Annotated in this window: 21 protein-coding genes and 1 pseudogene; 9 read left to right on the forward strand and 13 right to left on the reverse strand. The window is 67.2% G+C overall.

Annotated features, from left to right (window positions below):
* Positions 1–232 precede the first annotated feature (232 nt).
* Both OG361_RS05810 and OG361_RS05815 read right to left on the reverse strand, forming a co-directional pair.
* Positions 233–1,576 carry an MFS transporter gene (locus tag OG361_RS05810; RefSeq protein ID WP_405852219.1) on the reverse strand — a complete coding sequence of 448 codons (1,344 nt, stop codon included), beginning with the start codon at positions 1,574–1,576 and terminating at the stop codon, positions 233–235.
* Positions 1,577–1,751: 175 nt separating this feature from the next.
* A complete protein-coding gene (locus tag OG361_RS05815) occupies positions 1,752–2,927 on the reverse strand; it encodes a TIGR03364 family FAD-dependent oxidoreductase (protein ID WP_405852220.1) in 1,176 nt (391 codons plus the stop codon).
* 168 nt (positions 2,928–3,095) lie between these two features.
* On the opposite strand from OG361_RS05815, the gene OG361_RS05820 reads away from it, so the two are divergent.
* Both OG361_RS05820 and OG361_RS05825 read left to right on the forward strand, forming a co-directional pair.
* Positions 3,096–3,866, forward strand: coding sequence for a GntR family transcriptional regulator (locus OG361_RS05820; protein WP_405852221.1), 771 nt, complete (start codon positions 3,096–3,098; stop codon positions 3,864–3,866).
* Entirely contained in the window at positions 3,859–4,554 is a 696-nt protein-coding gene (locus tag OG361_RS05825) for a phosphonatase-like hydrolase (RefSeq protein ID WP_405852222.1), read from the forward strand. Before OG361_RS05820 ends, OG361_RS05825 begins: the two co-directional genes overlap by 8 nt.
* A 1,600-nt stretch (positions 4,555–6,154) precedes the next feature.
* Here the strand turns inward: OG361_RS05825 and OG361_RS05830 are convergent.
* Positions 6,155–7,147: a hypothetical protein gene (locus OG361_RS05830; RefSeq protein ID WP_405852223.1), complete on the reverse strand. Its 993-nt coding sequence runs from the start codon at positions 7,145–7,147 to the stop codon at positions 6,155–6,157.
* A 163-nt stretch (positions 7,148–7,310) separates the two neighbouring features.
* On the opposite strand from OG361_RS05830, the gene OG361_RS05835 reads away from it, so the two are divergent.
* Positions 7,311–8,078: an IS5 family transposase gene (locus OG361_RS05835; RefSeq protein ID WP_405852224.1), complete on the forward strand. Its 768-nt coding sequence runs from the start codon at positions 7,311–7,313 to the stop codon at positions 8,076–8,078.
* A 42-nt stretch (positions 8,079–8,120) separates the two neighbouring features.
* Here the strand turns inward: OG361_RS05835 and OG361_RS05840 are convergent, their stop codons facing one another.
* The 3 genes and pseudogenes from OG361_RS05840 to OG361_RS05850 all read right to left on the reverse strand — a co-directional run bounded on the left by OG361_RS05840 (position 8,121) and on the right by OG361_RS05850 (position 10,903).
* Positions 8,121–10,151 (reverse strand): TOPRIM nucleotidyl transferase/hydrolase domain-containing protein, encoded by a 2,031-nt coding sequence (locus OG361_RS05840; RefSeq protein ID WP_405852225.1) that lies wholly within the window; start codon positions 10,149–10,151, stop codon positions 8,121–8,123.
* Positions 10,152–10,200: 49 nt separating this feature from the next.
* A pseudogene (locus OG361_RS05845) lies at positions 10,201–10,326 on the reverse strand (transposase family protein); the annotation flags it as partial.
* A gap of 286 nt (positions 10,327–10,612) precedes the next feature.
* Positions 10,613–10,903: a hypothetical protein gene (locus tag OG361_RS05850; protein ID WP_405852226.1), complete on the reverse strand. Its 291-nt coding sequence runs from the start codon at positions 10,901–10,903 to the stop codon at positions 10,613–10,615.
* A gap of 48 nt (positions 10,904–10,951) precedes the next feature.
* Between OG361_RS05850 and OG361_RS05855 the strand changes: the two genes are divergently transcribed.
* On the forward strand, positions 10,952–13,963 hold the full coding sequence (locus OG361_RS05855) for a transcriptional regulator (RefSeq protein ID WP_405852227.1): 3,012 nt from the start codon (positions 10,952–10,954) through the stop codon (positions 13,961–13,963).
* 576 nt (positions 13,964–14,539) lie between these two features.
* On the opposite strand, the gene OG361_RS05860 is transcribed toward OG361_RS05855, so the two are convergent.
* From OG361_RS05860 to OG361_RS05875, 4 genes are all read right to left on the reverse strand, one after another.
* On the reverse strand, positions 14,540–15,007 hold the full coding sequence (locus tag OG361_RS05860) for a hypothetical protein (protein ID WP_405852228.1): 468 nt from the start codon (positions 15,005–15,007) through the stop codon (positions 14,540–14,542).
* A 387-nt stretch (positions 15,008–15,394) separates the two neighbouring features.
* Positions 15,395–16,486, reverse strand: a complete 1,092-nt coding sequence (locus tag OG361_RS05865) for a replication-relaxation family protein (protein ID WP_405852230.1) — start codon at positions 16,484–16,486, stop codon at positions 15,395–15,397.
* A gap of 106 nt (positions 16,487–16,592) precedes the next feature.
* Positions 16,593–17,060: a hypothetical protein gene (locus OG361_RS05870; RefSeq protein ID WP_405852232.1), complete on the reverse strand. Its 468-nt coding sequence runs from the start codon at positions 17,058–17,060 to the stop codon at positions 16,593–16,595.
* Between the two features lie 370 nt (positions 17,061–17,430).
* Entirely contained in the window at positions 17,431–19,260 is a 1,830-nt protein-coding gene (locus tag OG361_RS05875) for a beta-propeller fold lactonase family protein (RefSeq protein ID WP_405852234.1), read from the reverse strand.
* Positions 19,261–19,719: 459 nt separating this feature from the next.
* Here OG361_RS05875 and OG361_RS05880 point away from each other — a divergent pair, with 459 nt between their 5' ends.
* The gene (locus tag OG361_RS05880) at positions 19,720–20,490 is read left to right on the forward strand and encodes a transposase (protein WP_405862094.1); all 771 of its coding nucleotides are present in this window, start codon (positions 19,720–19,722) and stop codon (positions 20,488–20,490) included.
* Between the two features lie 88 nt (positions 20,491–20,578).
* The gene (locus OG361_RS05885; protein ID WP_405852235.1) at positions 20,579–20,803 is read left to right on the forward strand and encodes a hypothetical protein; all 225 of its coding nucleotides are present in this window, start codon (positions 20,579–20,581) and stop codon (positions 20,801–20,803) included.
* Positions 20,804–21,117: 314 nt separating this feature from the next.
* On the opposite strand, the gene OG361_RS05890 is transcribed toward OG361_RS05885, so the two are convergent.
* A complete protein-coding gene (locus OG361_RS05890) occupies positions 21,118–21,774 on the reverse strand; it encodes a hypothetical protein (protein WP_405852236.1) in 657 nt (218 codons plus the stop codon).
* A gap of 266 nt (positions 21,775–22,040) precedes the next feature.
* Between OG361_RS05890 and OG361_RS05895 the strand changes: the two genes are divergently transcribed.
* The gene (locus OG361_RS05895) at positions 22,041–22,301 is read left to right on the forward strand and encodes a hypothetical protein (protein ID WP_405852237.1); all 261 of its coding nucleotides are present in this window, start codon (positions 22,041–22,043) and stop codon (positions 22,299–22,301) included.
* Here the strand turns inward: OG361_RS05895 and OG361_RS05900 are convergent.
* The gene (locus OG361_RS05900) at positions 22,288–22,515 is read right to left on the reverse strand and encodes a recombinase (RefSeq protein ID WP_405852238.1); all 228 of its coding nucleotides are present in this window, start codon (positions 22,513–22,515) and stop codon (positions 22,288–22,290) included. The two genes, OG361_RS05895 and OG361_RS05900, sit on opposite strands and share 14 nt — an antisense overlap.
* Positions 22,516–22,609: 94 nt before the next feature.
* On the opposite strand from OG361_RS05900, the gene OG361_RS05905 reads away from it, so the two are divergent.
* Together OG361_RS05905 and OG361_RS05910 are read left to right on the forward strand one after the other, a co-directional pair.
* A complete protein-coding gene (locus tag OG361_RS05905) occupies positions 22,610–23,851 on the forward strand; it encodes a tyrosine-type recombinase/integrase (protein ID WP_405862096.1) in 1,242 nt (413 codons plus the stop codon).
* Positions 23,848–26,340: a tyrosine-type recombinase/integrase gene (locus tag OG361_RS05910; protein ID WP_405852239.1), complete on the forward strand. Its 2,493-nt coding sequence runs from the start codon at positions 23,848–23,850 to the stop codon at positions 26,338–26,340. Before OG361_RS05905 ends, OG361_RS05910 begins: the two co-directional genes overlap by 4 nt.
* Positions 26,341–26,369: 29 nt before the next feature.
* Here the strand turns inward: OG361_RS05910 and OG361_RS05915 are convergent, their stop codons facing one another.
* Positions 26,370–26,645: a hypothetical protein gene (locus tag OG361_RS05915; RefSeq protein WP_405852240.1), complete on the reverse strand. Its 276-nt coding sequence runs from the start codon at positions 26,643–26,645 to the stop codon at positions 26,370–26,372.
* Positions 26,646–26,695: the final 50 nt, after the last annotated feature.

The following is a 26,695-nucleotide window of genomic DNA, read 5'->3' on the forward strand; positions in this document are numbered from 1 at the left end:
TGTTGGACGAGACCCGTCATCCTTACGAGATATTGGCGTCCACGGACAGTGGCGAGCAAGGATTCCGGCGGAATCTCCGCGAGGCGATACCAGGCAGACGTGGCATACGTTCCAGTCATGCCAGGACGTCGCCGGCCTCATATCCCCTCCCTGCCTTCCGTCATGCGGATCGGATGATGCAGGGGAGTGTCGGCTTCATGTTATGTACAGATGTCCCACCGTGGACGGCCCCTCAAGGGGCCACGACCTGGGGCCTGCGGTTCCAGTGCGGGAGCAGGACCAGGCCCGCGATGCAGGCGGCCGCCGCGAAGGTGTAGAAGAGCGGGGTCGTCGAGAGGAAGCCCGGCAGCAGGCCGCCGAGGATGGCACCGACCGAACCGAAACCGTTGATGACCCCGGTCGAGGTGCCCGCTCCCGCGGCGTTGCCGAAGTCGACCGCGGCGACTCCGACGATCATCGCGTCGGCCGCGTACAAGGCGAGGCCGATAACGGCCAGCACGGCGATCATCACCCAGACGCTGCCGGTCGCGGTGAGCGGCATGAACAGCACCAGTACCACCACGAGCAGCCCCAGCGACAGCACCAGCGGCGGGATGCGGCGGGAGTCGAAGACCTTGTCGGAGAGCCAGCCGATGACCATCGGCGCGATGACCCCGGCGACGGCGACGGACACCGGGATGAACGTGGCTCCGGCCATGCCTACCTCGGGCAGCCGGCGGCTGACGATCACCGGGCCCCAGAGCAGCAGGGCGTACCGGGCGGGCTTCAGCAGGAAGTAGGCGACCGCGAGCGTCATCACCATCCTGTCGCGGAGTGCCTTGCGGTACAGCGCGAACGTGTCGCGTGCGGCGCGCCCGTCGTTCCGCGGAAACTTGGCCGTGTCGTCGTCGATGGCCGGGAGGCCCACGTCAGCGGGGGCGTTGCGCTGGAAGACCACGAACAGGACGAGGGTGAAGGACATGGCCGCGGCGCCCGCGATGAACGCGGCGTGCCAGCTGTCGAAGACGGAGTACGCCCACCAGCCGAGGAACGGCGGGGCGGCGAGTCCGCCGAAGGCGTAGCTGGAGCACCACAGGCCCATGACCCGGCCACGTTCCGGGACCGGGAAGAAGGAGACCATGTTCTTGCAGAGCGGTGCCCAGCCGGTGGCCTGGGCGAGACCCTGGATGCCCATGGCGAGGGCGAAGACCAGCAGGGAGCTGCCCACGCCGAGGGCGAGGGAGGCGGCGATGGCGGCGGTCATACCGCCGATCACCACGATCCGGGGTCCGAAGCGGTCGGCGTACGCTCCCCACAGGAACTGCCCGACGGCGTACAGGGCGAGGTAGATACCGTCGATCACGCCGAGCGCCTGCTCGGTGAGGACCTTGTTCACGCCCGGGTCTTCGAGGATGCCCAGCTTGGCGACGGAGAACGCCTGGCGGACGAAGTAGTACCCGGCGTACGCGACCCACGTGACGGCGAAGACCCGCCAACTCCAGGACAGAAAGCGGGATACGGGGAGGCGTGAGCCGCTGTCCTCCGACGCCGGCGGGGCTTCGGCAGGGTCGATCGTCGGGTTCGTGGGTCTGCTCATGGCGGAGGCCTGCTTCCGTTCGGACGAAATAATGACATGGACATGACGTACCTACGGTCGGCCGTCTGCAGCGACAGGGACCGGAAGGAAGGGAGGGGAAGAGCGAGAGAAGCGTGCGAGCGGGAGGGGGCGACGGTCGGCGGGGCGGGCATCACCGCCGACCGTCACCACGGACTCAGATCGTGGACCGCAGCGATTCGTCGAAGGTGGCGGCCGCCAGGCCGAAGCTCAGGGTCATACCGATACCGGAGGTGACGGACAGGGCCCGCACGCCCGGGGCGAGGTCGCGTACGAGCAGCGGTCCGCGGGCGCTGCTGGCATAGACACCCTGCCAGCGCTCGACGACATCGAGGCGTTCGACACCGAGGAGGCCCGCGATGGACTCGATGAGCAGAGTGGAGACACGCTCGTCCAGGAAGGGCGGCGCGGTGGTCCCGTAGTGGTGCGAGTCCCCCACTATGAGGGATCCGTCGGGGAGCCGGGTGAGCATGACGTTGGCGCCGATGTCCATCAACTCCTTGCTGTGTGCCTCCGTTTCGTCCCGGAGAGGGATGGCCGACGGCTGCGCGGTGAAGCCGTCGTAGCGCAGCATCGAGGTGCCGGTGAGAACCGCCGCGTCGGTGCGGAATCCACCAGGAGCTACGACCCTCGCCATATTGAGCCGGCAGCGCCGGATCCCGTGATCCTCCGCCGCCTCAGGGAAGAGCCGGTCGAGGTCGTGGCCGACGCAGACCAGAATGCGATCGCCGCGCACAGGGCCGCGAGTGGTGTGCACGATGCCGGCCTCGACACCGATGACGGATGTGCCCCACAAGACGCGGGCGAGAGACTGCTCCGACAGCCACTCCGCGAGGGCGGGGGCGGCGGTACGGGGGTTCACCCGGAGGTCGTCCGGGAGGAAGGCGCCGCCCACGATGCCGCCGTGCCCGGCGGGTGCGCCGAGGGTCTTGCGGATCTGGCCGGCAGTCCGCATCCGCACCGCGTCGTCGCCGCGCTCGGCGCACAGCTCCTCGAGAACGGCCAGTTCGGTGACGGATCTCGCCACTACGTACGCGCCGGCCTCCCTGGCCCACATCCCGGTGCTCTCGGCGGCCCGCAGCCAGCCAGCCCGTGAGCGGTAGGCGATGTCGAGCAGTTCCCCGTGCTGTGCGGTGATACAGCAGTGGCCGAAGTTACGGATGGACGCGCCGACCGGCTCCCAGTCACGTTCCACGACGGTGACGGAGAGACCCCGGCGTACAGCCTCGTAGGCATGTGCCAGTCCGACAATGCCGGCGCCCACGATCACGACGTCGCTGTGGACTGCGGTGCCTGCGGAAGGACCGGGGGCGGTGTTTGCAGCAGTACTCATGCCGGGAGCCTGCGCCGCGACGGGAGACCGGTCAAGGCCTATACATACAAGTAGCCGACTGGCGCCTCAGATTTTACTTGGCGGCGCTCCGGGGAGGGAGTCATTAACGAGGATGTTACGGACCAGGGCTTGGCCACGGCCCCGAAAGGGTGCGATGGTCTTCTTGTGATGACAAGTAAGGGTGTCCCGCTCCATCAGCGGCTCGGCGAGGAGATGCTGCGGCGCATCGAGTCGGGTGAATGGCCGGAGGGCGAGGCGGTACCCAGTGAGGCACAGCTCTGCCAGGAGTTTGGGACCTCCCGCGGCCCGGTGCGCCAGGCACTGGCCATGCTGCGCCGCGACGGGAACCTTGTCGGCGGCCAGGGCAAGCCGCCCGTCGCCCGCAGAGCGGCGCCGTCCCAGTCGTTCGCGACGCTCATATCGTTCACCCAGTGGGCGAAGTCCATCGGCCGCGAGCCCGGCCAGCTCACGGTCGAGGTGGCCCGCCGTCGGGCCGGACCGGAGGCCGCGGGCCGTCTCGACATCGAGGAAGGGGATCCGGTTGTGGAGCTCATCCGGCTGAGGCTGCTGGACGGGGTGCCCACGATGGTCGAGCGCTCCACGTTCGTGCATGACGTGGGGCGGTACCTGTTCGACTTCGACCCGGACTCCGGATCCATCTACGAGGCACTGTGCCGGGCCGACGTCGATCTGCACCACGCCCGTCACACCATCGACGCCATCACGGCGGAAGAGCAGGACGCGGAACTGCTCCGCGTCGAGCCGGGCGCGCCCCTGCTCCGGGTGCGCCGGCTGACCTCGTCGGCGGCCGGTGTCCCGCTGGAGAGCGCTGACGACCGTTTCCTGCCGACGATGGCCAACTTCACCATCGAGAACACCACCGAAGGCAGGGCCGTCATCGGGCGGTACCGCACAGATGAGGAGTCCCACCTTGCTTGAACTCGCCGTATTCGACATGGCAGGCACCACCATCGACGAGCACGGCGCCGTGTACGCGGCACTGCGCGAGGCGGTCGAGCGCACCGGAGTGAGTGTTGCCCCGGGTGATCTGCAGACCTGGATGGGCACGGACAAGCGCGAGGCCATCGACGCCCTGGTCAGGATCGGCGGCGGCACCGTCACACCGGAACTGGTCGAGGAGGGGTACGCGGCCTTCCGGAGCATCCTTCAGGAGCGCTACCGCACCAAGGCCCCGGTGGCCCTGCCCGGTGTCGAGCAGGCGCTGGCCGAGCTCCGCGCCCGCGGCATCAAGGTGGCCCTGACCACGGGCTTCAGCGATGAGGTCGCCGGTCCGCTGCTGGCCTCGCTCGGCTGGTCCACGGAGGAGGGCGGCAATCTGGACGCTGTCGTCACCTCCGACGAGGTGCGGCGCGGCCGCCCTGCCCCGTACATGATCCACCGCGCGATGGAGAAGACCGGCGTCATCGACGTGACGAAGGTCCTGACGGCGGGCGACACAGTCGTGGACGTACTGGCGGGCAGGAACGCCGGGGCGGGAGTCGTGATCGGTGTCCTGACCGGCGAGCTGCCCCGCGAGGCGTTCCAGGACCTGCCGTACAGCCGTGTCCTGGGCAGTGTCGCCGAGGTGCCCGAGCTGGCGGAGACACGACCGGCGGGCTCGTCCTGATCAGTTGAGGTCGGAAGCAGAGGTTCTGATGTCCTGTTCGGCCCGGACCAGTTTTGCCGGTGGGGGTCCGGCAGGACGGACCCCGGGAGACTGGGCGGGGTCGACGGCGGGCCGGCCATGGCTGGAGATGTCGGCGTCACGACGGCCCCGCCAAGCCGGAGAACTGGTTCGCCGCGCTCTGTAACTACAACTCGGGTTCAACGCCCCCACCGCCCCGGGAGCCCCCTGGGGTCTGGGCTGGTACAACAACCCCGCCAACCCGATGTACCCGGCGAGCCGCGGCGCTTTCATGGACGGAAGTCCGCACGACGCGGCACGCCCGCAGGACTGGCCGTACTCGGAGAAGGTCCTCGGCTGGGCGGCCTGATCCATCGACACGGGCCGCTCCTATTCGACCGACGGCCGACAGGACCGGCCTGGTGAATCCGGCTTCTCCTCCGCGGGCTTCCGGCCGGCCTGGTGGATCAGCGTCCCGGACCGCACGCGGGTCAAACCGCCACTGAGTGCCTTCTGCAACACCACGAACAGCTGCGACCCGAACACCCCCCAGGCCGCCGCTCCGCAACCGCCGCCCACCCGAGCGCAAGAAGCGCAGGAAGCGGCATGGCGCCACGCCACCCGACTCGCGGAGTACGTGAGCGCCGTACGCACCCGAGTCGAGACCATGCCGCCGGGGCAAACCCGAACCGAATCCGAGGCATGGATCATCCTCGGGCACTGGAGTCCCTACGGCCCCTGACACGACATCCGCCCGACACTCGCCCCTGGATCACGGAACGTCACGACCGAGAAGCGATGGGGCGAGGTCGGCCAACCGCGCGACAGCCGGCCTCATCACCCCATCGCGGCATTCACCTTCACGCAGGTGACCGTCCGTCCAGGAGCCTCAAACCACGCATGACGGGCAATCAGGCAATGCGCCGTTCGTGCGTCAAACGTGCGTCACGTGCGTCGAATATGCGTCAAGGTATCGCACCTAACGCCCGTAACGCCCATAACGCACACTCGGAGAAACGGCAGGTCAGCGGCCCTTTTCAGCAGGCTCAAGGATCGCCACGCACTCCACGTGGTGCGTTATCGAAGACATGTCAATGAAAAACAAGTCAAAGGAAATCGCAGGTCAGAGACGTGATAGGAATAAAGTGGACCCAAGATCGAAGTGCATTACGGGGGCACTATGGGCACTACGTGCGGTCCCTCGAGGCCCTTGCAGTCCGACGCGAGGCAAGCGTGGCTCCGACAGCTAGGTAGCTGGCTCACTGACGGCCCGCCCTGCTCGCTTTGGGCGCAGGCTCGCACATCACGCCCCGCATCGCTTCTACGGCCGCCACAACGGAGGCATGACCCCCGGCCCCCAACGTCCCGTGCCCGCGCCGAGAGGCCTCTCGGCGCGGACGGCGAGGACCTCGCAATGTACTGGGCGAAGCACCGGCGCCGTCTTCTGAAGTGGCGGGACGCGCTGCATGGACCGACGCACGGTGTCGTAGAGCTGCCCTGCTGCACCTGACCTGATCCGGGATGGCCTCGTACGACTCCTTGGTAACGTGCAGCTGCCCAGGAAGCAGGACGGCCAAGTTTTCCGTTGGTCACGGAGAATTACTCAGTGCAGCGTGATGACGGTAGCCGTGCCCAGTGAACCTGGAGTCGAAATTGTACGGACTGTGGTCTCACGGTTTCCGCTCAGCTTCTGCAGGCCGGCTGTGCTTGGCTGCAGGCGGCCCCTTTCGAAGAGGAGCAAGCTGACGCGGGTGCCTTCAGGTGCACGCATCTTGCGGTACTGCGCGTAGGTGACGGCATCGCAGCCGGAGTACCACCCGACCTCAGGCTCGTAGCCCGTGACCACGAGACAGGGAGCGGGGGAAGAGAGCTGTCGAGCTGCGGGAACAGTCGAGTCGCTCAGACGGTCGGGTCCCGGCATTGCACCATGGGCGACAACCTGTGTCGTGCCGAGAACGGTTACGACGGAGAGCGCGCTCACAGCAGTGAGGACGGGCGCGGCCCATCGCCCCGCCAGTTCGGCCACGGACTGGACGCCGATCACAGTGAGCAGAACGACGGACAGGTAGACGAAGCGGGGCTCACCATCCGTAGCGATGCCGAGCACTACGAAGACGAGCAGAGCGGTGGTGCCGAGAAACGCCTCCCGGCGATCAACTATCCGTGTCGCGTACGGGTCCGCTCGGCGGCACTGCAGAAGTCGCCTCAAGGCCATTCCGGTGGCGAAAACTCCCGCAGCCATGATGACCGCGCCCAGGTCTCCGGCAAGGCGATAGGGAAAGATTGCCAGATAGTAGAGGAGACCGTCTCCCACGAAAGCTCGATTGGCTTGGCTGGTCGCCGAGAAGATGAGGCCGAGCGGCCAGCCTGTGACCTTCGTGGCATAGAGCAAGTGCGGAATCAGGCCAACAAGAAGGATCCCCGCTGCGATGCCCAGGCGTCGGCCCAGTGCTGCCCAGGCGCGTGGACCGTAGGCGAGCAGCGCGGCAAGACCGACTGCCACGAGATTCCCCACCACCCCGTAGCGCAGGTAGAAGGCCGCCAGCACGACGAGGGGCAGGGCTGGCAGCGACCGCGAACCCGGCTTCTCCTGCACGCGGACGAGTAGGAAGACGACCAGGAGAAGAAGGCCGGTAGTGCCTATGTCATTGAGCTCTTTCCAACCTGCGGCAGGAGCTTGGCGGTTGGGCTGACAGCGTGGTGAAGCCCCTGGTAGATGGGTTTTCGACCAAGAGAACCGTCTCCACCAGAGGCTTCGCATGCTTGTCTACCCGTCGGGTGTCGACGTGTCCAGTTCTGCCCTGCGTTTCCTGTCCACCCGTCTGCGGCAGCACCGTCGTGCGATCGGCTCCCGTTGGCGGCGTCTGAGCGTCGGCCGTCAGGCCCTGCTCGCGCTCGCCCATCTGCGGGTGGGGCACACATACGCCCAGCTCGCAGCCGGATTCGGCATCGGAACCACGACCGCCTACCGGTACGTCACCGAAGCCGTCGACCTCTTGGCCGACCTTGCCCCCACCCTGGCCGACGCCGTGCGAACGGCATCGACGAAAGCGTTCGTGATCCTGGACGGCACGCTCCTGCCGATCGACCGCATCGCCGCGGACCGGCCCTTCTACTCCGGGAAACATAAGAAGCACGGGATGAACGTGCAGGTCCTCACCGACCCCTTCGGTCGGCTGCTGTGGGCCTCGCCGGCCCTGCCCGGCGCCGTCCACGATGTCCGCGCGGCCCGCGAACACGGCATCGTCGACGCCCTTGCCGAGGTCGGCGTCACCTGCTGGGCGGACAAGGCCTATCGGGGTGCCGGTGGAACGGTCCGCACCCCCTACTGGGGCCGCTGGGAAACCCTTTCCACCGGTCAGAAGGCCGTCAACCGCTCGCACGCGAAGATCCGCGCACTCGTCGAGCAGGCCATGGCCACCCTCAAAGCCTGGCGACTTCTCCGCAAGATCCGATGCTCGACCACCCGCATCACCGCACTCGTCCAGGCCGTCCTCGCCCTGCATCTGGCCAGCTCAGAGCGATGATGGAAAAGACTCACTGACAGCGTCTGAACCAGCGTTGTCCGCTCATGCCTGCTCGCCCTGGGCGTCCTGCAGGCGTGCGGGTTGCAGACGGTCCCGGATCAGGGCGTACAGGTCGGCGATTTCCTTCGGCATAGGGTGTTGGCTGGCGAAGGCAGCCCCGATTCGGGGTTTACTCCGTCCCTTGTCGACCTGGCTCAGCAGCTCGAGGTTCAGCCGCTTGAGGTATGCCTCGAACTCTCCGGCCGCGGTGCCGTCGTTCCCGAAGACGTTGGCGAGGCTGAACACGTTGTGCGCCGCCCAGAATGCCTTCCACGCGTCGAAATCGGGTTCCGCGCTGTCGGGCTCCGTGGCGGTTAGGATCCCCTGCTTCTTCATCTGCTGGTGCAGATCGCTGGCGGGGCGCAGGGCAGGGCCGTCCGCGATGGCGACCCACGGGATGCTGAAGGCTTTCAGGAACTCGATGTAGCGACCGAATGATTTGTCTCCGCCAACGTCGATCAAGGAGATGTTGGCACCGCTGGGCGGGTTGCTGCTTCCTTCCCACCAGGTGCCCAGGGCGCTGACTTCGGTGGAACCTTCACACAGCACGGCGCCGGCTGAGAACAGCAGCGCGCGTACGTCACGCGGGCCGAGGGTCTGCAGCCAGCGTGTCTGGTCCTTCGGGTCGAGGTGACCAATGCGGTGGGCTTGGCTTCCGTCGTGCGAGGGGGCGAGACGAACGATCCGGGCAAGGTCTCCGGGTGCCGTGACGGGCACGAGGTCGGCGCTGTGGGTGATGACGAGGCACTGAGTGGTGCTGTCAGGAGCTTGGATGAGGCGGCGCTGCAGCGTGGGCTCGATGTGGACTCCGGGCTCGTCCAGCACGATGACGCGCCCGGGGTCACCGCCGAGAAGCGTGCTGAGGAACAGTGCCTCTTGCCGGCCGGCGCCCGAGAACGCGATCGGGTACTCGTGGTCGCCCTCCGGCACGGTTACATCGATGAGGAGGTTTCCCGGGCGCTCGGGGTCGGGCGTTGCCTGGACGTCGAACCCGGTGCCGACCAGCTCCGTGAAGCGAGCTTGAATCCGCTGGTAGCGCTGCCTCAGCGGCAAGGGGCCGTTCTTGAGCCGATAGAGTTCGCAGGGGATCTGGCTTCCGTCTTCGAGGTCGGCCTCTCCACCGACGGCCTCCAGAGGAAAGGTTCGCGCCAGCGGCAGCCGTCGGTTATCCGTCAGCACGCATGCGCGTTGGAGTACGACGTCCAGGACGTGGACGAAGTCAACCTGCCCACGACGGGCGTCTTCCATATCCCAGCCCAGGAGCATGTAAAGATCGCGGACGCTGTCAAGGAGGGGAAGGTTATCTTGATGCGCGCCCGTGCGGAGGCTGATCGGGTGCTCGAGCCGTTTGAGGATGCCCATGAAATCAAGCTGCTCCGGCATCGGCGTCCGCGCGTCTATCTGATCGTCGGGAAAGACACGGCGCCACGCATCGGCAAGAGAGAGCGCAGGCGCTGAGGGCTCCTGCTTGACCCTCATCAACGGTCCCCCGTTGCGCAGGTTCATGATCCAGACCGGCTCAACGGCTTCGTAGAGGTCTCCGGTAGACGAGTGGTGCCAACTGGCCCGCCATCGGGGCCGCGCCCCTTCGTCGTAGTGGATGACAAGAAACCCGCGCAGCAACACGGCCACGCTTTCCGGAGCGAGCCGCCTGCGGGCGTCCATATCCCTGCGTTCCGCTGACACGTTTGGCGAGTGTGCCGGCCTGGGCAGCTCGACGGCGCTTGAAGCGTAGGCAGCGCGGACGAAGGTGGCGATGAGTTCCTGCTCCCACGGCTGGTCCAACTCGATACCTACGGCGAGCCGAAACCGTCGTGTCCCGTGCCGAGGGGCACGTTCGTAGACGTCGAGCCGATTCCCGCGCTGCGAACCGGCATGAGAGGCCACAGTCAGGCGGGCCACGTCGATGATCCGTCCAAGGTTCGACTTGCCCGCAGCGTTGGGGCCAGTCACCACCGTCACGCCCTCGTTCAGCTCCAAATCGATGCGGTCGAACGACATGAAACCCCGCGCCGTTACGCGTGAAATCTTCACTCTTCCACCCCCTCGGGTAGGGGGATCATGCCAGAGTCACGCGCCTCGCCCCGAGGTGGTCGATGATCCGATCCGCCGCGGATGTGGAAACCCCCAACAACGCAGCCAGTCGCGGCGTGGCCAGGTTTGTTCGCCAGTAGGCCGCGACCAGTGCCCAGCGGTGCTCGGCCCCCAGCACCAGACGGCCCGCGATGCTCCGGCACTACGCCGAGCCCTCGATCTACCCACCAGGTTGTTCAATGCCATCAGACGGATGCCGACAGTACTGTCCGGTGAATCTGCGGCGGCTGGGCTGAGTGCCAGGACGACACTGGACTCTCCAGGGGGCTCCCCTCTTCGTTCAGATACTCAGTGACGAGATGCCGCCCACGTTCCCCGCTTGGAGGCCCGCCCACTAGTGTGCGGGGCTTCGTAATTCACCGAGTCAGGCTCCCGTGGTCAGCGTGGGACAAGACGGGCGGTCACCGGTCAATAATCACAGTCCCAGCGGCGATGAGCGCGGAGGCCACCGTCAGCGTCGCCGCGAACGCGGTAGCGGCACGGCTGATCGCGGCCGGATAGGTAGCGTTGTCACGGCGAGCCAGATAGCCGGCCCCGCCTGCGGCCAGCACGGCGAGAACCAGGACAACCACAGCAGCGAACATCAGCACAGTGAACCGGTACGGCACGGTCGTTTCCCTTCTTGGCGACAGCGCGTCTGCAGCGCTGCTCTGCAACCGAATCTGCCGGACCAGGTGTTCGCCATGGTTCACGTGAACAATGATGAACACTGGTGAACAGCGCGGTGGGGGATGCGAAGGTTGAGCAGGTACACGAACGCAGAACCAAGCAAGGCGCGCGCCGAGCTTCAGGAGAGGCTCAACGAGGCGTTGGCCAAGTCGGGGCTCAGCCAAACCCAGCTGGTCCAGCGTGCCCGTCTGAATCGGGGGACGATCAACGCGGCTCTGCGGTCGCCAGACAAGCCGCTGACCGCTCGTACCGTCGCTGCCTTGGCTAAGGCCTTGGGCGTCGACAGCGATACACAGAGCGCTCTCCTGCAACTGCAGCGGGACGCGTCGGCTTCCCGTGGAGCCGACGGTGCCCTTGAGGCGAATGCTGTCGGACAGGTAGGGCGGCCGGTCAGAGAGTGGGATCCGTACGACCTGGAAGTGCACCCCGCCAGCACTCCCCTCGCCTTCAAAGCAACCGCCCATGAGCCGGTCCGTGATGCGCAGCATCCCGTGCTGCCCGGATACGTACCGCGTTGCCATGACCACATACTCACGGACATGGTCAGGGCGGCTGTGGACGGGCGAAGCGGAATGCTCGTCCTGGTCGGCTCATCGTCCACCGGGAAAACCCGAGCGTGCTGGGAAGCCGTTCAGCAGCTTCCCTCGATCTGGCGGCTGTGGCATCCCTTCGATCCCACCAGGGCCAAGGCAGCGCTCGCCGACATCCAGCATGTGGGGCCGCACACGATCGTCTGGCTGAACGAGGCCCAGCACTATCTCGGCGACCCACGCCACGGCGAAGCCATCGCGGGCTCGCTCCATACGCTTCTGACCGATCCCTCCCGCGGGCCAGTTCTGGTCCTGGGAACCTTGTGGCCTGACTACGAGCGCAGTTACAACGCTCTGCCGATCCCTGGCAATCCTGACCCACACACACAGGTCCGCCAGTTGCTGGCAGGCCGAACACTGCCTGTCCCTGAATCGTTCGACCAGCCGGCGCTGGACGCCGCCCGTGTCCTCGCCAACGACGGGGACAACGTGCTGTCCTCAGCCTTGGAACGCACCACAGACGGGCGGATCACCCAGGACCTCGCCGGAGCCCCTGAACTCCTTCGCCGGTACCGCACGGCCAGCCCGCCCGCGCGCGCGATCCTCACCGCCGCGATGGACGGCCGTCGGCTCGGCGCCGGCCTCCACCTACCTCTCGCCTTCCTCACTGCCGCGGCCGAGGACTACCTCAATGACCATGAGTACGACGCCCTCCTTCCTGACTGGGAGGAGCAGGCGCTCGCCGAACTCGCCAAACCCGTCCACGGCCAACTAGCTCCACTGCGACGGGCGCGGCCCCGCGCAGCCCACCGCTCCCCCGGTATCCCAGTTGACTCCCGATCGGGCACATCCGCCGCAGCCGATAGCGTCTACCGCCTCGCGGACTACCTCGAACAGCATGGCCGGCAGGAACTTCATCCTTCCTGCCCTCCAGAATCCTTCTGGGGTGCTGCCGCCGACTACCTAGCCGGGCCTGACGAGCTGACCGCACTCGCTCGCGCAGCCGCGAACCGCCTCCGATACCGGGTGGCTGCCAGCCTGTTCAAAATGGCTGATCGTCGTGGAAGCCCCACCGCGTGGCACGGAATGGCATCGATGTGGATGGAGGCGGGTCAGCACGAGCAGGCTGTACGGGTGGCCGAGAAGGCCGCGGCAGGCGGCAGCGCCGACGCACTTCTATGGCTGGCGCGACATCATGAACTGGCTGGCGCCGACGAGTCAGCGAACACTTTCACGTTGCGGGCTGTCCAAGCTGGGCACCCCGAAGCCCTAGCCGGTCTGGCCTGGGTTCGCTATCGCAGCGGGGACCATGCGTCCGCAGAAGAACTCGCATGGCAAGCGGCCGAAGCCGGTCACTCCCAGGCCATGGTCCTCCTGGGACATATCTACATGAAAGCTGACAACCGATTGGAGGCGTTGAAGTGGTACGGGCGCGCTGCGCAAGACGACGACGCTGACGGTCTCGCCAACCTGGCGACCCTGCTGGAAGAAGACGGAGACAACCGGGGCGCTGAGCACGCCGCAGTTCAGACTGACATCACCGTCGGAGACACCGCCACCCTGGAGAACCTGATCGAGTGGCGGGAAGAGCGCGGGGACTACGACGGCGCCGAAGCCGCAGCACAGCACGGAGCCGACGCAGGAGACCCTGGCTATCTGGAGCACCTCGCCCGGCTGCGTGAAGGACGAGGGCAGATGACAGAAGCGGTACGACTTGCCAGACGCGCGGCCGATGCCGGTGCGCCGGGAGAGCTCCTACGGCTGTCTCTTCGCCGACGCCAAAGCGGAGACGTGGGCGCTGCGGACCGGCTCTTCGAATACGCCCGAGAAAGAGCATCCGGAATCGAGCTCTTCTCATGCGCGCGGGAATGCGAGGGCACAGGCGGCGACCGGAGCGAAGCGGAGCGACTCTACCGAGCAGCCGCTGACGCGGGCCTGATGGTGGCCTTCGTCTATCTGGCCAGAATGCACGAGGAGGACGGCAATCACGAACAGGCAGGCCAGCACTACCGGCACGCCGCCGATGCACACGTCCCGCTCGCCTTGCTGTGGCTGGCCAAGCAGCTGGAGGATAGTGGGGACCCAGACGGGGCCGAGAAGGCCACATTCGCTGCGCTGGCCGACGATGACTACAGAGACGATGCTGCCGAAGGTCTTCTTTGGCTTATGCGGCGGCGGGAAGAAAGAGGAGACGGCGTCGGGGCTGAGCGGCTGGCACGCCGCGCCTTCGATGAGGACGAGCCCGGCGTGCTGAACTGGCTGGCTGAACAGCGCCACAAGTCCGGAGACCTCCAGGGCGCCAAGGGGCTGTTCCACTATGCCGAACAGGCCGGCACCCTCCTCCCCAGCCTGGTCGATTACCTCGCGAAGACAGACCGGGAAGCAGGACGTGCCATGCTCCTTCATCGGGTCAACTCGGGCTACTGGCGCGCCGGACATGGGATGGCAGACTTCCTAGGAGGCGCGGAAGGCCAGCAAGTGCGCCGGTACGGGTTGAAACCGGACGGATCGCTCTCCGACCCGTGGGACTCACCGTGCGCAGGTCCAGCTTGAAGTTCTTGGCGTGGAAGTAGGGGCCGGACTCGGTACCGCCGATGATGGTGATCTCACAACAGCTGACCATCCTGGGTAATGACAGCCTGGACGGTGCGGCCGCGGACGCCGGCGGGAGAGAGCCGACAGCCGCTTACGTTTTGACCACGGTCGCGGAGCCGAAGGCAACCTCGGTATCGAGGTTGCGGCCGACGGCGTTCAGAAGGTGCCGGCGGTGTGCACAACCCTGCCGCAGGAGCCGCCCTTCAGCACGGGTCAGGAATTCGGTACGGCCGGCATCGTGCTGTCCGGCGCGGCCGGACGGACTGACCGGCGGCGAGGGACGAAGGGAGGCAACACGGCAAAGCTGGTTCCGCGTGCTCTGCAGACGTCGCGGTCGCCCCAAAGTGGTCCTACGAACCAGAGGTTCGGCCGCTTACACCGGCGGATCGGTGAAGCTGCGCAGCGTCCGCTCTATGTGAGCAACACAGGCCACGCCACCTAGCAACTTGCGAAGCACAGGTCGACAGCTCTACGGGCGAGTCCATCTAAGGCCAGTTGAGACCACACACAACAAGCCGTGAATCAAGGTTTCGCTCACCAAAGTGAGCAATGCCTAGCTCGGAGACCACTGCCCTGCGCACCTTCAACCGAGCCGCAACATGTGCTCCGGGCTCCGATGGTGGCCGTGGCGTCGCGCAGGAGCTGGGTGAGGCCGTAGACGTGGGCCGGGTGCAGGGCGAGATCATGGCGCTTGCCCACCAGGATCTCCAGCATCTCCCCCTGAACTGTGTAGCCCGGCGCCGTACGGACCGAGCTGGTCAATGCGGAGGCCAGGTTGTGCAGGTGGGCCATCGTCTCGCCCCCGGACAGCTCCACCCGCGCCCGGAACAGGACGTCATCCGGATTGGCGAGGGACAGCAGCACCCCTGGCCGCTCGAACGACTCGAAGCGGTCGACCGGTTCGGGGTGGGATGCATGAAGGCGGGTGAGCGCGTGCCACATGTCGTCTGGATCGTGGCGCCGGAGTCCGGCCATGTCCTCTTGCAGCTTGTTTCGTGTCATGGCTCCGGTCTACGGCCAGCGAGGGGGCGTCGGCCGGCTCCGGCCCGCCGCATCCCAGACGGTGACGCCACGACCTCAGGAAACGTCCCGTCACGCGATCCGGACGCTGGGCAAGCCCTCCCTACCGATGGCTTGCCCAGCGGAACCCGTGCCCGATCGGCAGGCCGGGCGTGACCGATCCGTCTCCCGCGATCGGTCAAACAGCACGTCAGCGCCGTGACCGACCCATGCAACTCCCGACCGCAGCGGTGACCGGTCATCGGTCAGCCGCGGCCTCGCCGGGAAACCCGGAGTGGGCCATGACCGACTCCGCCTGGCCGGCCGAAGTGGGCAAGCCGGTGGTCGGGGCGGCTTGCCCAGGCTCCCCTTGGGCTTACCCAGCGCCGGTCAGCGGCCGACGGCTTCGGGGTAGCGGATGCGGCGCCGGTCCGGGGCGTCGACGCCGATCTCGTACCAGGGCTCGCCGCGCTGGAGCCGGGGCAGGGTGTTGGCCCACACCGCGATGGTGATGCCCTGCACGTCGGCGGTGAGCGCCCGAAGGCGGTTGTCGAGAAGATGCTCGGCCTTGCCTGCCAGGACGACGTGCAGCCGCGGGAAAGTCTTGGAGCGGGTGTAGCGGTGGCGCTGCCAGAACGGGTACGTCCCGCCGATGGTGCCGCGGGCGCCTTCCCAGACGCGGTGCCCGGCGTAGCGCTCGTAGTCCCAGACCTCCTTGGCGAGGCGGGCCTGGGACATGGTGCCGTTGTCGAGTTCGAAGAGGCGGACCTCGCTGGTCGTGGTGGGCACGGCGAGGACGGCGTCAGTGTTGAAGCTCAGGCCGGTCTCCTTGATGGCGTGGTTGACCTCCACCTGCCAGTCGGTCAGGTACTCCCGGCCCCCGCGCAGGACGGTGTCGGTGTAGGTGAGGATCGTGTCGGTCACCGCGACGGCGTGCGGGCCGAACCCGGCTCGGACTGCCTTCGCTCCGGTGCCGGCCTTCGGTCGGGGTGGCAGCTCGTTGCCGTCGGCCAGAGCCTTCTGCCCTGCTGGGGTGAGGTTCCAGATCTGGTGCTTGCCGTCTTTCCCGTTCGTCTCCGCCAGCCCGAGCTTCGCCAGTTCCACCATGGCTCTGCGCACGTACGACCGGCCGTCCGACTCCTCCTCCGTGATCACCTGGGCCATCTGCCGGACCGTGGCTACCCGTACGCACCCCAGCATCCGCAGTGCATCGGCCCGTACCTTCCCGGCCGTGGGAGTGGACTTCTTCCCCTTCGCCGACGTCTCAGGGGAAGGGAGAGAGGTGTCAGCGTGCCAGGAGGCCCCTTGTCGCGCGGCGTGAGCTGCGGTGATGGGCACGACGTTGGAATCGTTCGCGGCACCGTTCACGGCACTGGATTCCGGGTCGCCCGGAGGGCGTTCAGAAACCCTTGACACGGTCGGACGCGGCTTCGGGTCGGGCTGCCTGGCGCTGCTGGTGTACGTCATGATCAGGCTCCTCATGCAGGTGGCGCGGGGGTCCGGATGGAATCCCCCCGTCGCTTGCTAGAGGTGTGGCGAAGGTCGACGGTGTGACGCTCGCTTGAGCGCCGTTACCGATCCGTGATCGTCAGGCAGTTGCGGCGCAGAGCTCGGAGACGATCGTGAACGAGGTCGTCACCATCGGCACCGCCATGGCCGGCGGCATCACCGTGTGGGTGGTCTGGCCGTGCGCCATGCCGTTGCGGATCTTCCGGCCGTAGTCGAGGTACTCCGCCTGCCGTTCCGTCAGGATGCCCGCGTCGGCGCCCTGCTTGATGAGCTGGAACAGCGGCTTGGTGCCCGCGTCCGGGATGCGGTCACGCAGCACGATCTCCACCGCGATCAGGGAATGCATGACGGCCACGGTGGAGAACTCGTAGCAGTAGTACGACTGGCGCAGCAGCTCGCGGGCCGTACGCAGGACCGTCGCCGCGGCCTCGGCCACGCCGTCGGGCACGACCAGGTCCTCAACGAGGTCGTGCATGTCGGCGTAGCTGTCGACGAAGTAGTGGGCGCGTTCGTCCGGGACCGGGAACGGCATCCGCTGCGTGCTCATCCCCGAAGTCTCCCAGCGGCACGCCCTACCTGGCAGCGGCTTTTCCCCGGTCGTCGCTCAGCGTGCCGGGACGGAGATTTCTCCCCCATCGAAATGGGCGGTATGTCGCACGTAGCGGACGAGGTCAAGGAGAAGCGCGGCGCGGCATCTGTGACGACGCAGGGTAGGTGGCAAGAGCACTCGTAGGACGCCGCAGGTCGCAGCGTTGTGACGCCTCGTAGTGGGCAAGGATGACGCAGCTTAGTTGGCATGCAGTGATCACCGAATGTGACCGGGCGATCTGCAGCTCGTGTTGGTGTAGTCCGGTCCCTTGGAGTGGCTGGAGGGCACCTGCGGGTTGCGGGCGCCCTCCAGCCTGGTGTGGCAGGGGTCAACAGCTGGTCAGGGTGTCGCCGGTGTCGGCGGTGCAGGTGTCGGTGCCGAGGCCGCCGTTGGCGGTGTCGCCGCCGGCCCCGTCCTGGACGTCGATGCTGTCGTTGCCCAGGGCGCCGCTCATGGTGTCGGTGCCGGAGGTGTCGACGAGGACGTCGTTGCCGTTCTGTCCGTCGAGGTCGTCGTTGCCCGGGCCGCCGTAGATGTGGTCGCTGCCGTTGTCGAACAGGTACAGCAGCGAGCCGAGGAGGGTCTCGCCGTAGTTGGTGTCGTTCCCGGCCCCGGCATACAGGGTGTCTGCGCCGTTCCCGCCGCCCATGATGTCGTCGCCGGAGCCTCCGTAGAGGGTGTCGTCGCCGTTCTTTCCGTCGATCGTGTCGTTGCCGCCCAGACCGCAGATCACGTCAGCGGCGTTCGTGCCGTTCAGGGTGTCGTTGCCGGGAGTGCCGGTGATGGTGCACCCGTTGCCGTTGTTGACCGTGGTGGTCTCGGCGTCCGTGTTGTTCGCGGGTGCCGGGTCGTCCTGGTCGGCGTCCGAGACGGTGGTAGCGGTGATGCTGCCGGTTGCCGCGGGTTCCACCGTGATCGTGACGGTGGCTGAAGTTCCATCGGCCAGGGCACCGAGCGCGCAGGTGACGGTGGGGGCGGTGATCGTGCAGGAGCCCTGTGAGCTCGTGGCGGAGCTGATGGTGCGGGCCGCACCCGACAGCGTCGTCGTCGCGGTGGCGCCGGTGGCGTCGTCGGGTCCGTCGTTCGTCACGGTGGCGGTGTAGGTGTAGGTGCCGCCGAGGGCGGCGGGGTCGGCGGAGTCGGCGGAGTCGGACACGGACACCGACAGATCCGCAGCCGGGTCACCGCCGCCCGCCTTGGCGAAGGCGACCGAATACGGGAACGATCCGAGGGCGAAGGTCGCGGTGACCGCGTTGGTGGCCGTGTCGATCACCGACATGGTGCCGGCGTAGCCGTTGGGCACGTAGGCGAGGGTGCCGTCGGGGGTGACGGCGCTCTGGAACGGGCCGTTGCCGACGCCCACGGTCGCCGTGACGGTGTTGGTGGCGGTGTCGATCACCGACACGGAGGAGGAGGAGTTGTTACTGGCGTAGGCGCGACTCCCGTCCGGGGACAGGGTGAGGCCGAAGGGGCCGATGCCGACCGGGATCGTGGCGGTGACGGTGTTGGTGGCGGTGTCGATGACCGACACGTTGTGCGAGTTCTGGTTGCCGACGTAGGCGCGGGAGCCGTCCGGGGTCACCGCGATGAAGTTGGGCTTCTGACCGACGCCAACGGTCGCCACGGTCGTCGCGGTGGCGGTGTTGATCACCGATACCGTGTTACCGCCGTTGTTGGACACGTAGGCCCGCGCACCATCGGGAGACAGCGCTACACCGAACGGCTGGCTGCCCACCGGAATGCTCGCGGTGACGGTGTTCGAGGCGGTGTCCACCACCGAGAGCGTGTTCGCGCCGCTGCCGGCGGTGTAGAGGTTGTCCCCGGAGGGGGAGACGGCCACGCCGATCGGTCCCGCGCCGACCGGGACGGTCGCGGAGACGGTGTTGGTCGCGGTGTCGATCACCGACACCGAGTCGGAGCCGTTGTTGGCGACGTACACGCGTGCCGCGTCCGGGGAGGCCACCGCCCCGATCGGACTGCTGCCGACGGGGATCGTGGCCGTAACGGTGTTCGTGGCGGTGTCCAGCACCGACACCTTGTTATCGAACAGGTCGGTGACGTACGCGAACGGCGCCGGTGCGAGCGCCTGCGCGGGTGGGGCGACCAAGGCGACCAGTCCGCTCAGCGCCAGAGCGCTCCCGGCGGTGGCAGCGGTCAACCGGCGTCTCCACGACGCCAGCGCGCGGCGGGGTCTGGCAGGTAAAGCAGTCACGGTCTTTCCCTTCGAAGGGCCCGCACCCGTCGGCGGCCCCGGTAGGGCCTGAAGGACCGGCAGCAGTGCGGCCACGCGAGCCCCGCTCGCAATGGGCCGGTGGGGCGGCCGTGCGGGGCCTCGAACATCACGCACCGCACCACCCAGGACGGCCCTGGGGTGCACGGCCTCACGCTGCGCACCACTGCGGCAGGATGTGGGGGCCGCAACAGCCTTGCCCGCCCAGAAACCTGCCGAGGGACGGCAGCCGGGTAGCGCCACGGGCATCATCCCGATCGTCGGTTCGGCACTGACGCCACACCTTCACGACTGTCCGCATACAGTCGCAAGCTGTCCGTAAACAACCGGTTAATGCCCCGCTAAGGGCTGTCCCGCAAGTGATCTTGCTCTGCGATGATCTCGACCGTGTCACGTGTGATCACAGCGTCCGAGCCATCCTGGATAGCCCCGTTCACTGGCGTGGCTCCGCGCCAGTTCAACCGGGTGGTCCGTGCACTGCGGCACGAAGGCGCCGACATCACTCGGCGGGGTCGGCCATGGGGGATTCCGCTAGAGGATCGAGTGCTTCTGGTGGCTGCGTACTGGCGTACTAACCTGACGCTGCGCCAGCTCGCTCCGCTCTTCGGCGTCTCGAAGTCCGCAGCCGGCCGCATCGTCAGGCAGGTCGGGCCTCTTCTCGCGTTCCGGCCCAGGAAGCGGTTTCGCAAGGACGCCGTGCTCATCGTGGACGGCACTCTGGTCCCCACCCGCGATCACACGGTGGCGGAGCGGTCCAAAAACTACCGCTACTCGACGAATCACCAGGTGGTCGTCGACGCCGACACCCGACTGGTGGTCGTGGTCGGCAGACCGTTGCCGGGCAACCGCAACGGCTGCAAGGCATGGGAGCTATCCGGGGCGAAGGCCGCCGTCGGGAACACCGTAGTGATCGCCGACGGCGGCTATCGAGGTACCGGGCTCGTCATCCCGCACCGCCGCGACCCTGAACAGAGCGAACTGCCCGCCTGGAAAGAAGAACACAACACCTCCCACCGCAAGGTCCGCGCTCGGGTCGAGCATGCCTTCGCCCGGATGAAGACCTGGAAGATCCTGCGCGACTGCCGCCTCAAGGGCGATGGCGTGCACCGCGCGATGCTCGGCATCGCTCATCTGCACAACCTTGCGCGCCGCGGCTGACCACACCCGACCGAAGCGCGGCCCGTTCAGGATTCGGCGGGCAGGAACTGGACCTTCTCTGCACCAACGCGGTTGCCGGTGGTGTGCGATGACGTCGATCGAGCAGGTCGCCACTCTCGCGACGTTCGGATCGGTGTGGGCTGTGCTTGCAGTCGGCCACAACCTCGCTGATCACGTATTCGGTCAGACCGACCACCAGGCCGACAAGAAGGCTGCGCCGTCGGCAGACGAGGTCGCCGCCGGCGTCAGCCCGCGGCGGGGCTGGGGTGCCTGTCTGGGGCACGTCATTTCTCTCGGGGTTAGGGGCGGGTGAGTCCGGTGGGTGTCGCGGTCGCCCAGCTCAGTGGCATGTAGCGGTGGTTGTTGGGTGCGCGACACGTGTCGCGCACCACCGCGGGGGCGGCGGCCTGACGCTGTTCTCCGAGAGCTGGCGCATCTGGCCGGCGACTACCCATCTATCGCTTCCAACACCGTTTCCACCATGCAGAAGGGCTCGGTGCCGTGAACCGACCGGGCTCGGCACACTCGACACGGGCCCGGTACAGGCCCGGTTCGGGAAGTCGGCGGCTTCCCGAACGCAGAGCTGTCGTCGACAGGCACGGGCCTCGGCGTAGGCTCCGGCAGGTGCTACTCGACTTCCTCGAAGTTGTAGCTGGAGCTATTGCTGCCGATCTTGAGCCGAACGGTCCGGTAGCCCGGCTCGCCGTTCTTGGCGTGCTCGCCCCAGTACTGGCACGTGAAGCCGGTGTCGGCCCCGTAGTCGAATGCCTTCGCGGCGGGAAGTTTGTCGCAGGCGACCTTGCTCGCGTCGGTGCGCCCGGACTCGGCGCCGTACCTCTCGTTGATCATCTGGTAGACGAGCTTGTCGACCAGGAGCGCCTTCTTGGGCTCCTTGGTGTACGAGATGATGCTGCTGCCCGCTGTGTAGCTGTCGCTGATCTTGACGTCGTAGGGGATCTCGGCCCCCGCGTACGTCACCACGCACTTGCTGACCGCACCGGACTTCAAGGTTATGCCGGCGGGACACTTGGCGCTGGTCTCTCCGGGGACCTTGGCAATGCTGAGCACGTTCTCCCGCAGTGCGTGCTGCACCTTCTGTTCGATGGGAGCGCTGATCTCGGGGAACGGCTTGACTCGCAGAGCGTCGCCGCCGCCACGCATGTACACGTCCGACTGAGGGCCGGTGATGGCGACCGGCAGGGCCTTCGCCGCGTCGTCCGTGCCGCCGCCCTGGGCGGTTTCCGAAGTGCCGCAGCCCGCGCTGAGCAGGGTCACCGCGGCCACGCTTGTCAGAATTCTGGGGAATCGCATGGGAGGAGCGTAAGTACCCCAGACCGGCGGGCCGTGCCCGGGTCCGGCAGTTCCACGCCCGCTGCCCTCGCGAGCGGCCGTGCCGAGTCTGTGCGATGAGTCACGAGCCTTCAACGACAACTACGACGTGCACGACACGGCGACGCGAACCGTCGCACACAACACCCCACCTGGGGGTGACACGACAGTGCACGACGCTTTTACGAGCCAGAGAGAATGTCGCCCAGTACCACCTGGTCATGGCGGTGGTGCTGGGCCTGGCCTGGGCCGTTCTCCCGCTTCAGATGTCCTGGGTCGGCCTGGCGGCAGGCCTTGTCGTCTCGGCGGTGACGCATGCGTTCTTCGATCGCCGGTGGCCGGTGCGCTGGCTGTTGCAGCACACCGGCTCGCCGGACTTCGCGGAGTTGAGGGCGGCCGGGCTGAACGGCATGTATTTGACCGATCAGGCCCTGCACCAGACCGCTCTACTGGTGTCCGCGCTGCTGATCACTCTGGTGTGATCGGAGGCCGAGGATGAGGAATCCCCAGGTCAACGGTCCCGACCCGCTGGAAGCGGCTGGTCTGCTCCCGTTTGCTGCGGAGGAAGTTGAGCGTCAGGTCGATTCCTTCGATCTCACCCTGCCAGCCCTCGGCGACGGCCCGCTTGCGGCGGGCCAGGAGGTCCTCCTCGATCTCGTCCAGGCGGGGCAGCATCTTGGGGTTGACGCTGAGCATCGGGCAGCGGATGCCCCGTTGACTGAACGAACCACGCTGATTGTGCAGTTCAGGGCACAGGTGGGGTTGTCGCCCAGTACGGTCTGCGGTCGTGATGAACGATCGTGTGCCCGAGCGGGATCTGTCGAGGCTGGCCGTTCCTCGGTGGGGTCGGCTGGTGGAGACCGGCGACCGGTACGAGCCCTACCGGCTCGTCGACGCCGACGGCGCGGCCGTGGTACCGGTCGCGGTGTTCTTCCAGGAGCTGCTCGCAGCCGGGAAGGCGGCGGCGACCGTCCGCTCATACGGCATGGACCTGCTGCGGTGGTGGCGGTTCTTGCACGCGGTTGAGGTGCCGTGGGAACGAGCGACGCGCGTGGACGCTCGGGATTTCAGCTGCTGGATCCAGCTGACGGTCAAGCCACGATCGACCGCGGCCAAGCGGCGGCTGGCCCGCACCGTCGGCACCCCAAACCCGGTAACCGGGAAAACGAGCCCTGGGCTCGGCTATGCCCCGTCGACCGTCGCCCACAGCGAGACGGTGCTGCGCAAGTTCTACGACCTGCACCGTGATGCCGGATCCGGGCCGCTGATCAACCCGTTCCCACTGGACCTGGCGCGCCGCTCCGGCCGCGCGCACGCACACCACAACCCGACGGACGCCTGGGCACCGGAGCGGACAGGCCGCTACCGGCCCACGGTTCCGCGCCGGATTCCGCGCTCGATCCCGGACGAGTGGTTCAACACGCTGTTCGCGGCCCTGCCGTCGAACCGGGACCGGGCAATGATCGCGTTTTGGATCTCCAGCGGAGTCCGGGCCTCGGAGCTGATCGGGGTCCGGCAGTGCGACGTCGACTCGGGACAGCAGCTGATCAGCGTTGTGCGGAAGGGCTCCCGAGCACGGCAGCAGGTGCCAGCCTCGGCAGATGCGTTCGTATGGCTGCGGCTCTACCAGCAGGAGCTGCACGGGCTGATGCCGCGAGGCCGGACACAGCCAGTGTGGTGGACGCTGCGACGTCCGTTTCAGCCGCTGACGTACCACGGCGCCCATCGAATGTTCGAGCGGGTAAACGCCACCATCGGTGCGGACTGGACCCTTCACGACCTTCGGCACAGTGCCGCCGCCCGCATGATCCGCGATCCAGCGCTGACGCTGACCGACGTGCAGTGGGTCCTCGGGCACGCGCATCTGACCACGACCGAGATCTACCTCGCGCCGCGCCAGGACGAGGTCGTGGCCGAGGTGCTGGCCCACCACGCTCGGCAGGCAGACCGACATGCCGAGCCGGCGCCGCCGCCTCCGGCACCCGGCTACGACCCGGAATCCATGGACGTGCTCTTCGGGCGGTCTTCATGACCACCACCACGAAGCACTCGACGCGCCGACAACTGCAGACCGCGAATGCAACAGCCGAACAGGCCCGGGCACAGAACAACGTACTGCGGGAACGGTTCCCGCCCCGCTCCGCGGAGGCGCTGTGGCCGGCGACAGCACAGTCGGCGGATGAGGTGCTGCGGCGGCTCACGTCGCCACCGTTCTTGCCAGCGGCCAACGCCACCCGGGCCGGTCGACGACGCGGAGTCGCAAAACTTCTGCGCTGGCTGTCCAGCCTCCCAGGGGAGACCTGGCAGCAGCGTTGGAAGACCAGCCGCGCCGAGGAGATCCCCGGCGCGGACTGGACAGATCTCCCGCTGCGCTTCTTGCGCCAGAGTGGGCCGTCGCCGTCGTATGAGCGCGTTGACCTGACCTCCGGGCTGCTGATGCTGGTCTGCGGCGATGTCATCCGTCCCGACCTGGCCTGGATGCTCACCCGCACCCACAAGCACCTGGCCCCGGTCATGGCCGAGGTCCGCGACCCCGAGGGGTTCACAAGGCTGGCCCAGCTGGCCGAGTCCGGGCTGGCCAGTGCCCGAGGCGAGTCCACCATCGCAGCGACCCGGATCGCGATGCTTCTGGCCTGCAAAGGTGGGTCGATCGCTGACATCACCGTCGGCGACTGCGTGGAGTTGGTCGATACCTTGCGTCGGGTCCATGTCCGCGGTGGTCAACGCAAAGTCGACTTCTACCTCCGACTGCGGGCCTTGGATATCTTCCCTGCGGACGCCCCGGCTACGATCCGGGCGTTCGGGCTTGCCGCCGGCCGGCTGAGCATCGAAGAACTCGTGGATCGCTATCCGATCCGGTGCCGCCCGGTCCGCGATCTGATCGTGGACTACCTGCGCGAACGGCAACCGTCGTTGGATTACACCAGCCTGGACGCGGTGTCGCGGACGCTGGCAGGGCTGTTCTGGGCCAGGGTCGAAGCGCTCTCGCCGGGCATCGACTCCCTGCGGCTGCCACCGGCACTGGCCCGGGCCTGGAAGACAGACGTCGCCACCAAGAAGCGCACCACGATCGGTGCAGATGGCACCCCCGTCGAGGTTGCCAGCCCCAGGCTGAATGCCAAGGACGAGCTCATCCGCGTCCGCGCCTTCTATCTGGACATCGCCCAGTGGGCTGCGGAAGAGCCGGTCCGCTGGGCGCCGTGGGTGGTGCCCTGCCCGATCAGTGATGAGGAGATCAGCAAGGCCAAGGACCGCAAACACCGCAAGGCCCGGATGGACCAGCGCACTCGCGAACGGCTTCCCCTCCTGCCGGTGCTGGCCGACAGCGTTGGTCGCAGGCGCCGGGCCGCAGCCGAACTACTGGCTGCCGCCGAGCACACCCGGCCCGGGGATCTGATCCCGAACACCGCCGGAGCCTTGCGGAGAGCGGTCGCGCCCAAGGCGGCCGGGCATCTGACCTGGGCAGAGGAGACCTCGACCGGGCGGCGGCGGAACCTCACCTACGAGGAGACCGAAGCCTTCTGGGCCTTCGCCGCGATCGAGGTCCTGCGCCTGACCGGCATCCGCAACGAGGAGCTCTTGGAGCTGACCCACCACAGCATCACCGAGTACCGGCTACCCAGCACCGGCGAAGTCGTACCCCTGCTGCAGATCGCCCCATCGAAGACCGACAGCGAACGGCTCGTACTGGTCAGCCCGGAACTGGCAGACGTCCTTTCCACCATCATCCGCCGCCTGCGGGGAAGCAGTCGCGCGATCCCGCTGGTGACCTCCTACGACGTCCATGAGCGGGTCTGGAACCCACCGATGCCGCTGCTGTTCCAACGCAATATCGGCACCGAACAACGCGCTTTCACCCCGACCGCGCTCCGCAAGCTTCTGATCAACGCGCTGGCCGCCACGGGCCTGACCGATGCCGCCGGCGAACCGCTCGTCTTCTCCCCGCACGACTTCCGCAGGATCTTCGTCACCGACGCCATCATGAACGGCCTACCACCGCATATCGCCCAAGTGATCTGCGGGCATAAGAGTCTTGATACGACGATGGGCTACAAGGCGATCTACCCTGCCGAGACCATCGAGGCTCATCGCGCCTTCATCGCCCGCCGCAGGGCCACCCGGCCCAGCGATGAGTATCGAACCCCCACCGAGGAGGAATGGGACGCTTTCCTCGCGCACTTCGAGAAGCGCAAGGTCTCCATCGGCACGTGCGCTCGTGCCTTTTCAAGCCCTTGTGTTCATGAACACGCTTGCATTCGTTGCTCGCTCCTCCGGCCGGACCCGGTCCAGCGCAGCCGGTTGGAGGACATCCGCGACAACCTCGTCGCCCGCATCGCCGAGGCCGAGCGCGAAGGCTGGCTCGGTGAGGTCGAAGGACTTCGGGTCAGCTTGGCCGGCGCCGAAGACAAGCTCGCCCAGGTCGACGCGCTGGCCGAGAGACAGTCGGCTGCGGTCCAGCTGGGCATGCCGGGCTTCAGCCGGTCCGGAGAAACCGCTGGGACGCCGAGACTAATGTCATGATCGAAACCCGAGGCGAGCGAAGACGAAGATCAAAACGGAACCGACAGCCCGGCATCGCGCAGCTGGGACAGGGCTGCGGACATACATTGCTGCACAGTCCTCCCGTCAGCACGCATTCCATGCTCCAAGGGACCCCCACTGGCGCCGAACGTCCACGCCGGCGCGTTGTCGGCCACCCTCTCGGCGTCCACTCTGATCATGGCGTTCACGCCCTGCTCACCCAGCCATTCCAGGATGAGGAGTGTCACGTCCTCGATGCCACCATCCTGGTCGAGCTTTGGCCAGCGGCCGTGGTTTCCCGTCATTGCCCAGACTCTACCGAGGGGGCCCAAGCTGTCGGCGTCCAGCGGTCAGG

Origin of the sequence: Streptomyces sp. NBC_00090 (assembly GCF_045160815.1) — a bacterium.
Classification (GTDB): domain Bacteria; phylum Actinomycetota; class Actinomycetes; order Streptomycetales; family Streptomycetaceae; genus Streptomyces.

Excerpts from the sequence above, each read along its gene's own strand:
- OG361_RS05810 (WP_405852219.1), bottom strand. The coding sequence starts at position 1,576 with ATGAGCAGACCCACGAACCCGACGATCGACCCTGCCGAAGCCCCGCCG.
- OG361_RS05815 (WP_405852220.1), bottom strand. The coding sequence starts at position 2,927 with ATGAGTACTGCTGCAAACACCGCCCCCGGTCCTTCCGCAGGCACCGCA.
- OG361_RS05820 (WP_405852221.1), top strand. The coding sequence starts at position 3,096 with ATGACAAGTAAGGGTGTCCCGCTCCATCAGCGGCTCGGCGAGGAGATG.
- OG361_RS05835 (WP_405852224.1), top strand. The coding sequence starts at position 7,311 with ATGCTTGTCTACCCGTCGGGTGTCGACGTGTCCAGTTCTGCCCTGCGT.
- OG361_RS05860 (WP_405852228.1), bottom strand. The coding sequence starts at position 15,007 with ATGACACGAAACAAGCTGCAAGAGGACATGGCCGGACTCCGGCGCCAC.
- OG361_RS05865 (WP_405852230.1), bottom strand. The coding sequence starts at position 16,486 with ATGAGGAGCCTGATCATGACGTACACCAGCAGCGCCAGGCAGCCCGAC.
- OG361_RS05870 (WP_405852232.1), bottom strand. The coding sequence starts at position 17,060 with ATGAGCACGCAGCGGATGCCGTTCCCGGTCCCGGACGAACGCGCCCAC.
- OG361_RS05885 (WP_405852235.1), top strand. The coding sequence starts at position 20,579 with ATGACGTCGATCGAGCAGGTCGCCACTCTCGCGACGTTCGGATCGGTG.
- OG361_RS05895 (WP_405852237.1), top strand. The coding sequence starts at position 22,041 with ATGGCGGTGGTGCTGGGCCTGGCCTGGGCCGTTCTCCCGCTTCAGATG.
- OG361_RS05900 (WP_405852238.1), bottom strand. The coding sequence starts at position 22,515 with ATGCTCAGCGTCAACCCCAAGATGCTGCCCCGCCTGGACGAGATCGAG.
- OG361_RS05905 (WP_405862096.1), top strand. The coding sequence starts at position 22,610 with ATGAACGATCGTGTGCCCGAGCGGGATCTGTCGAGGCTGGCCGTTCCT.
- OG361_RS05910 (WP_405852239.1), top strand. The coding sequence starts at position 23,848 with ATGACCACCACCACGAAGCACTCGACGCGCCGACAACTGCAGACCGCG.
- OG361_RS05915 (WP_405852240.1), bottom strand. The coding sequence starts at position 26,645 with ATGACGGGAAACCACGGCCGCTGGCCAAAGCTCGACCAGGATGGTGGC.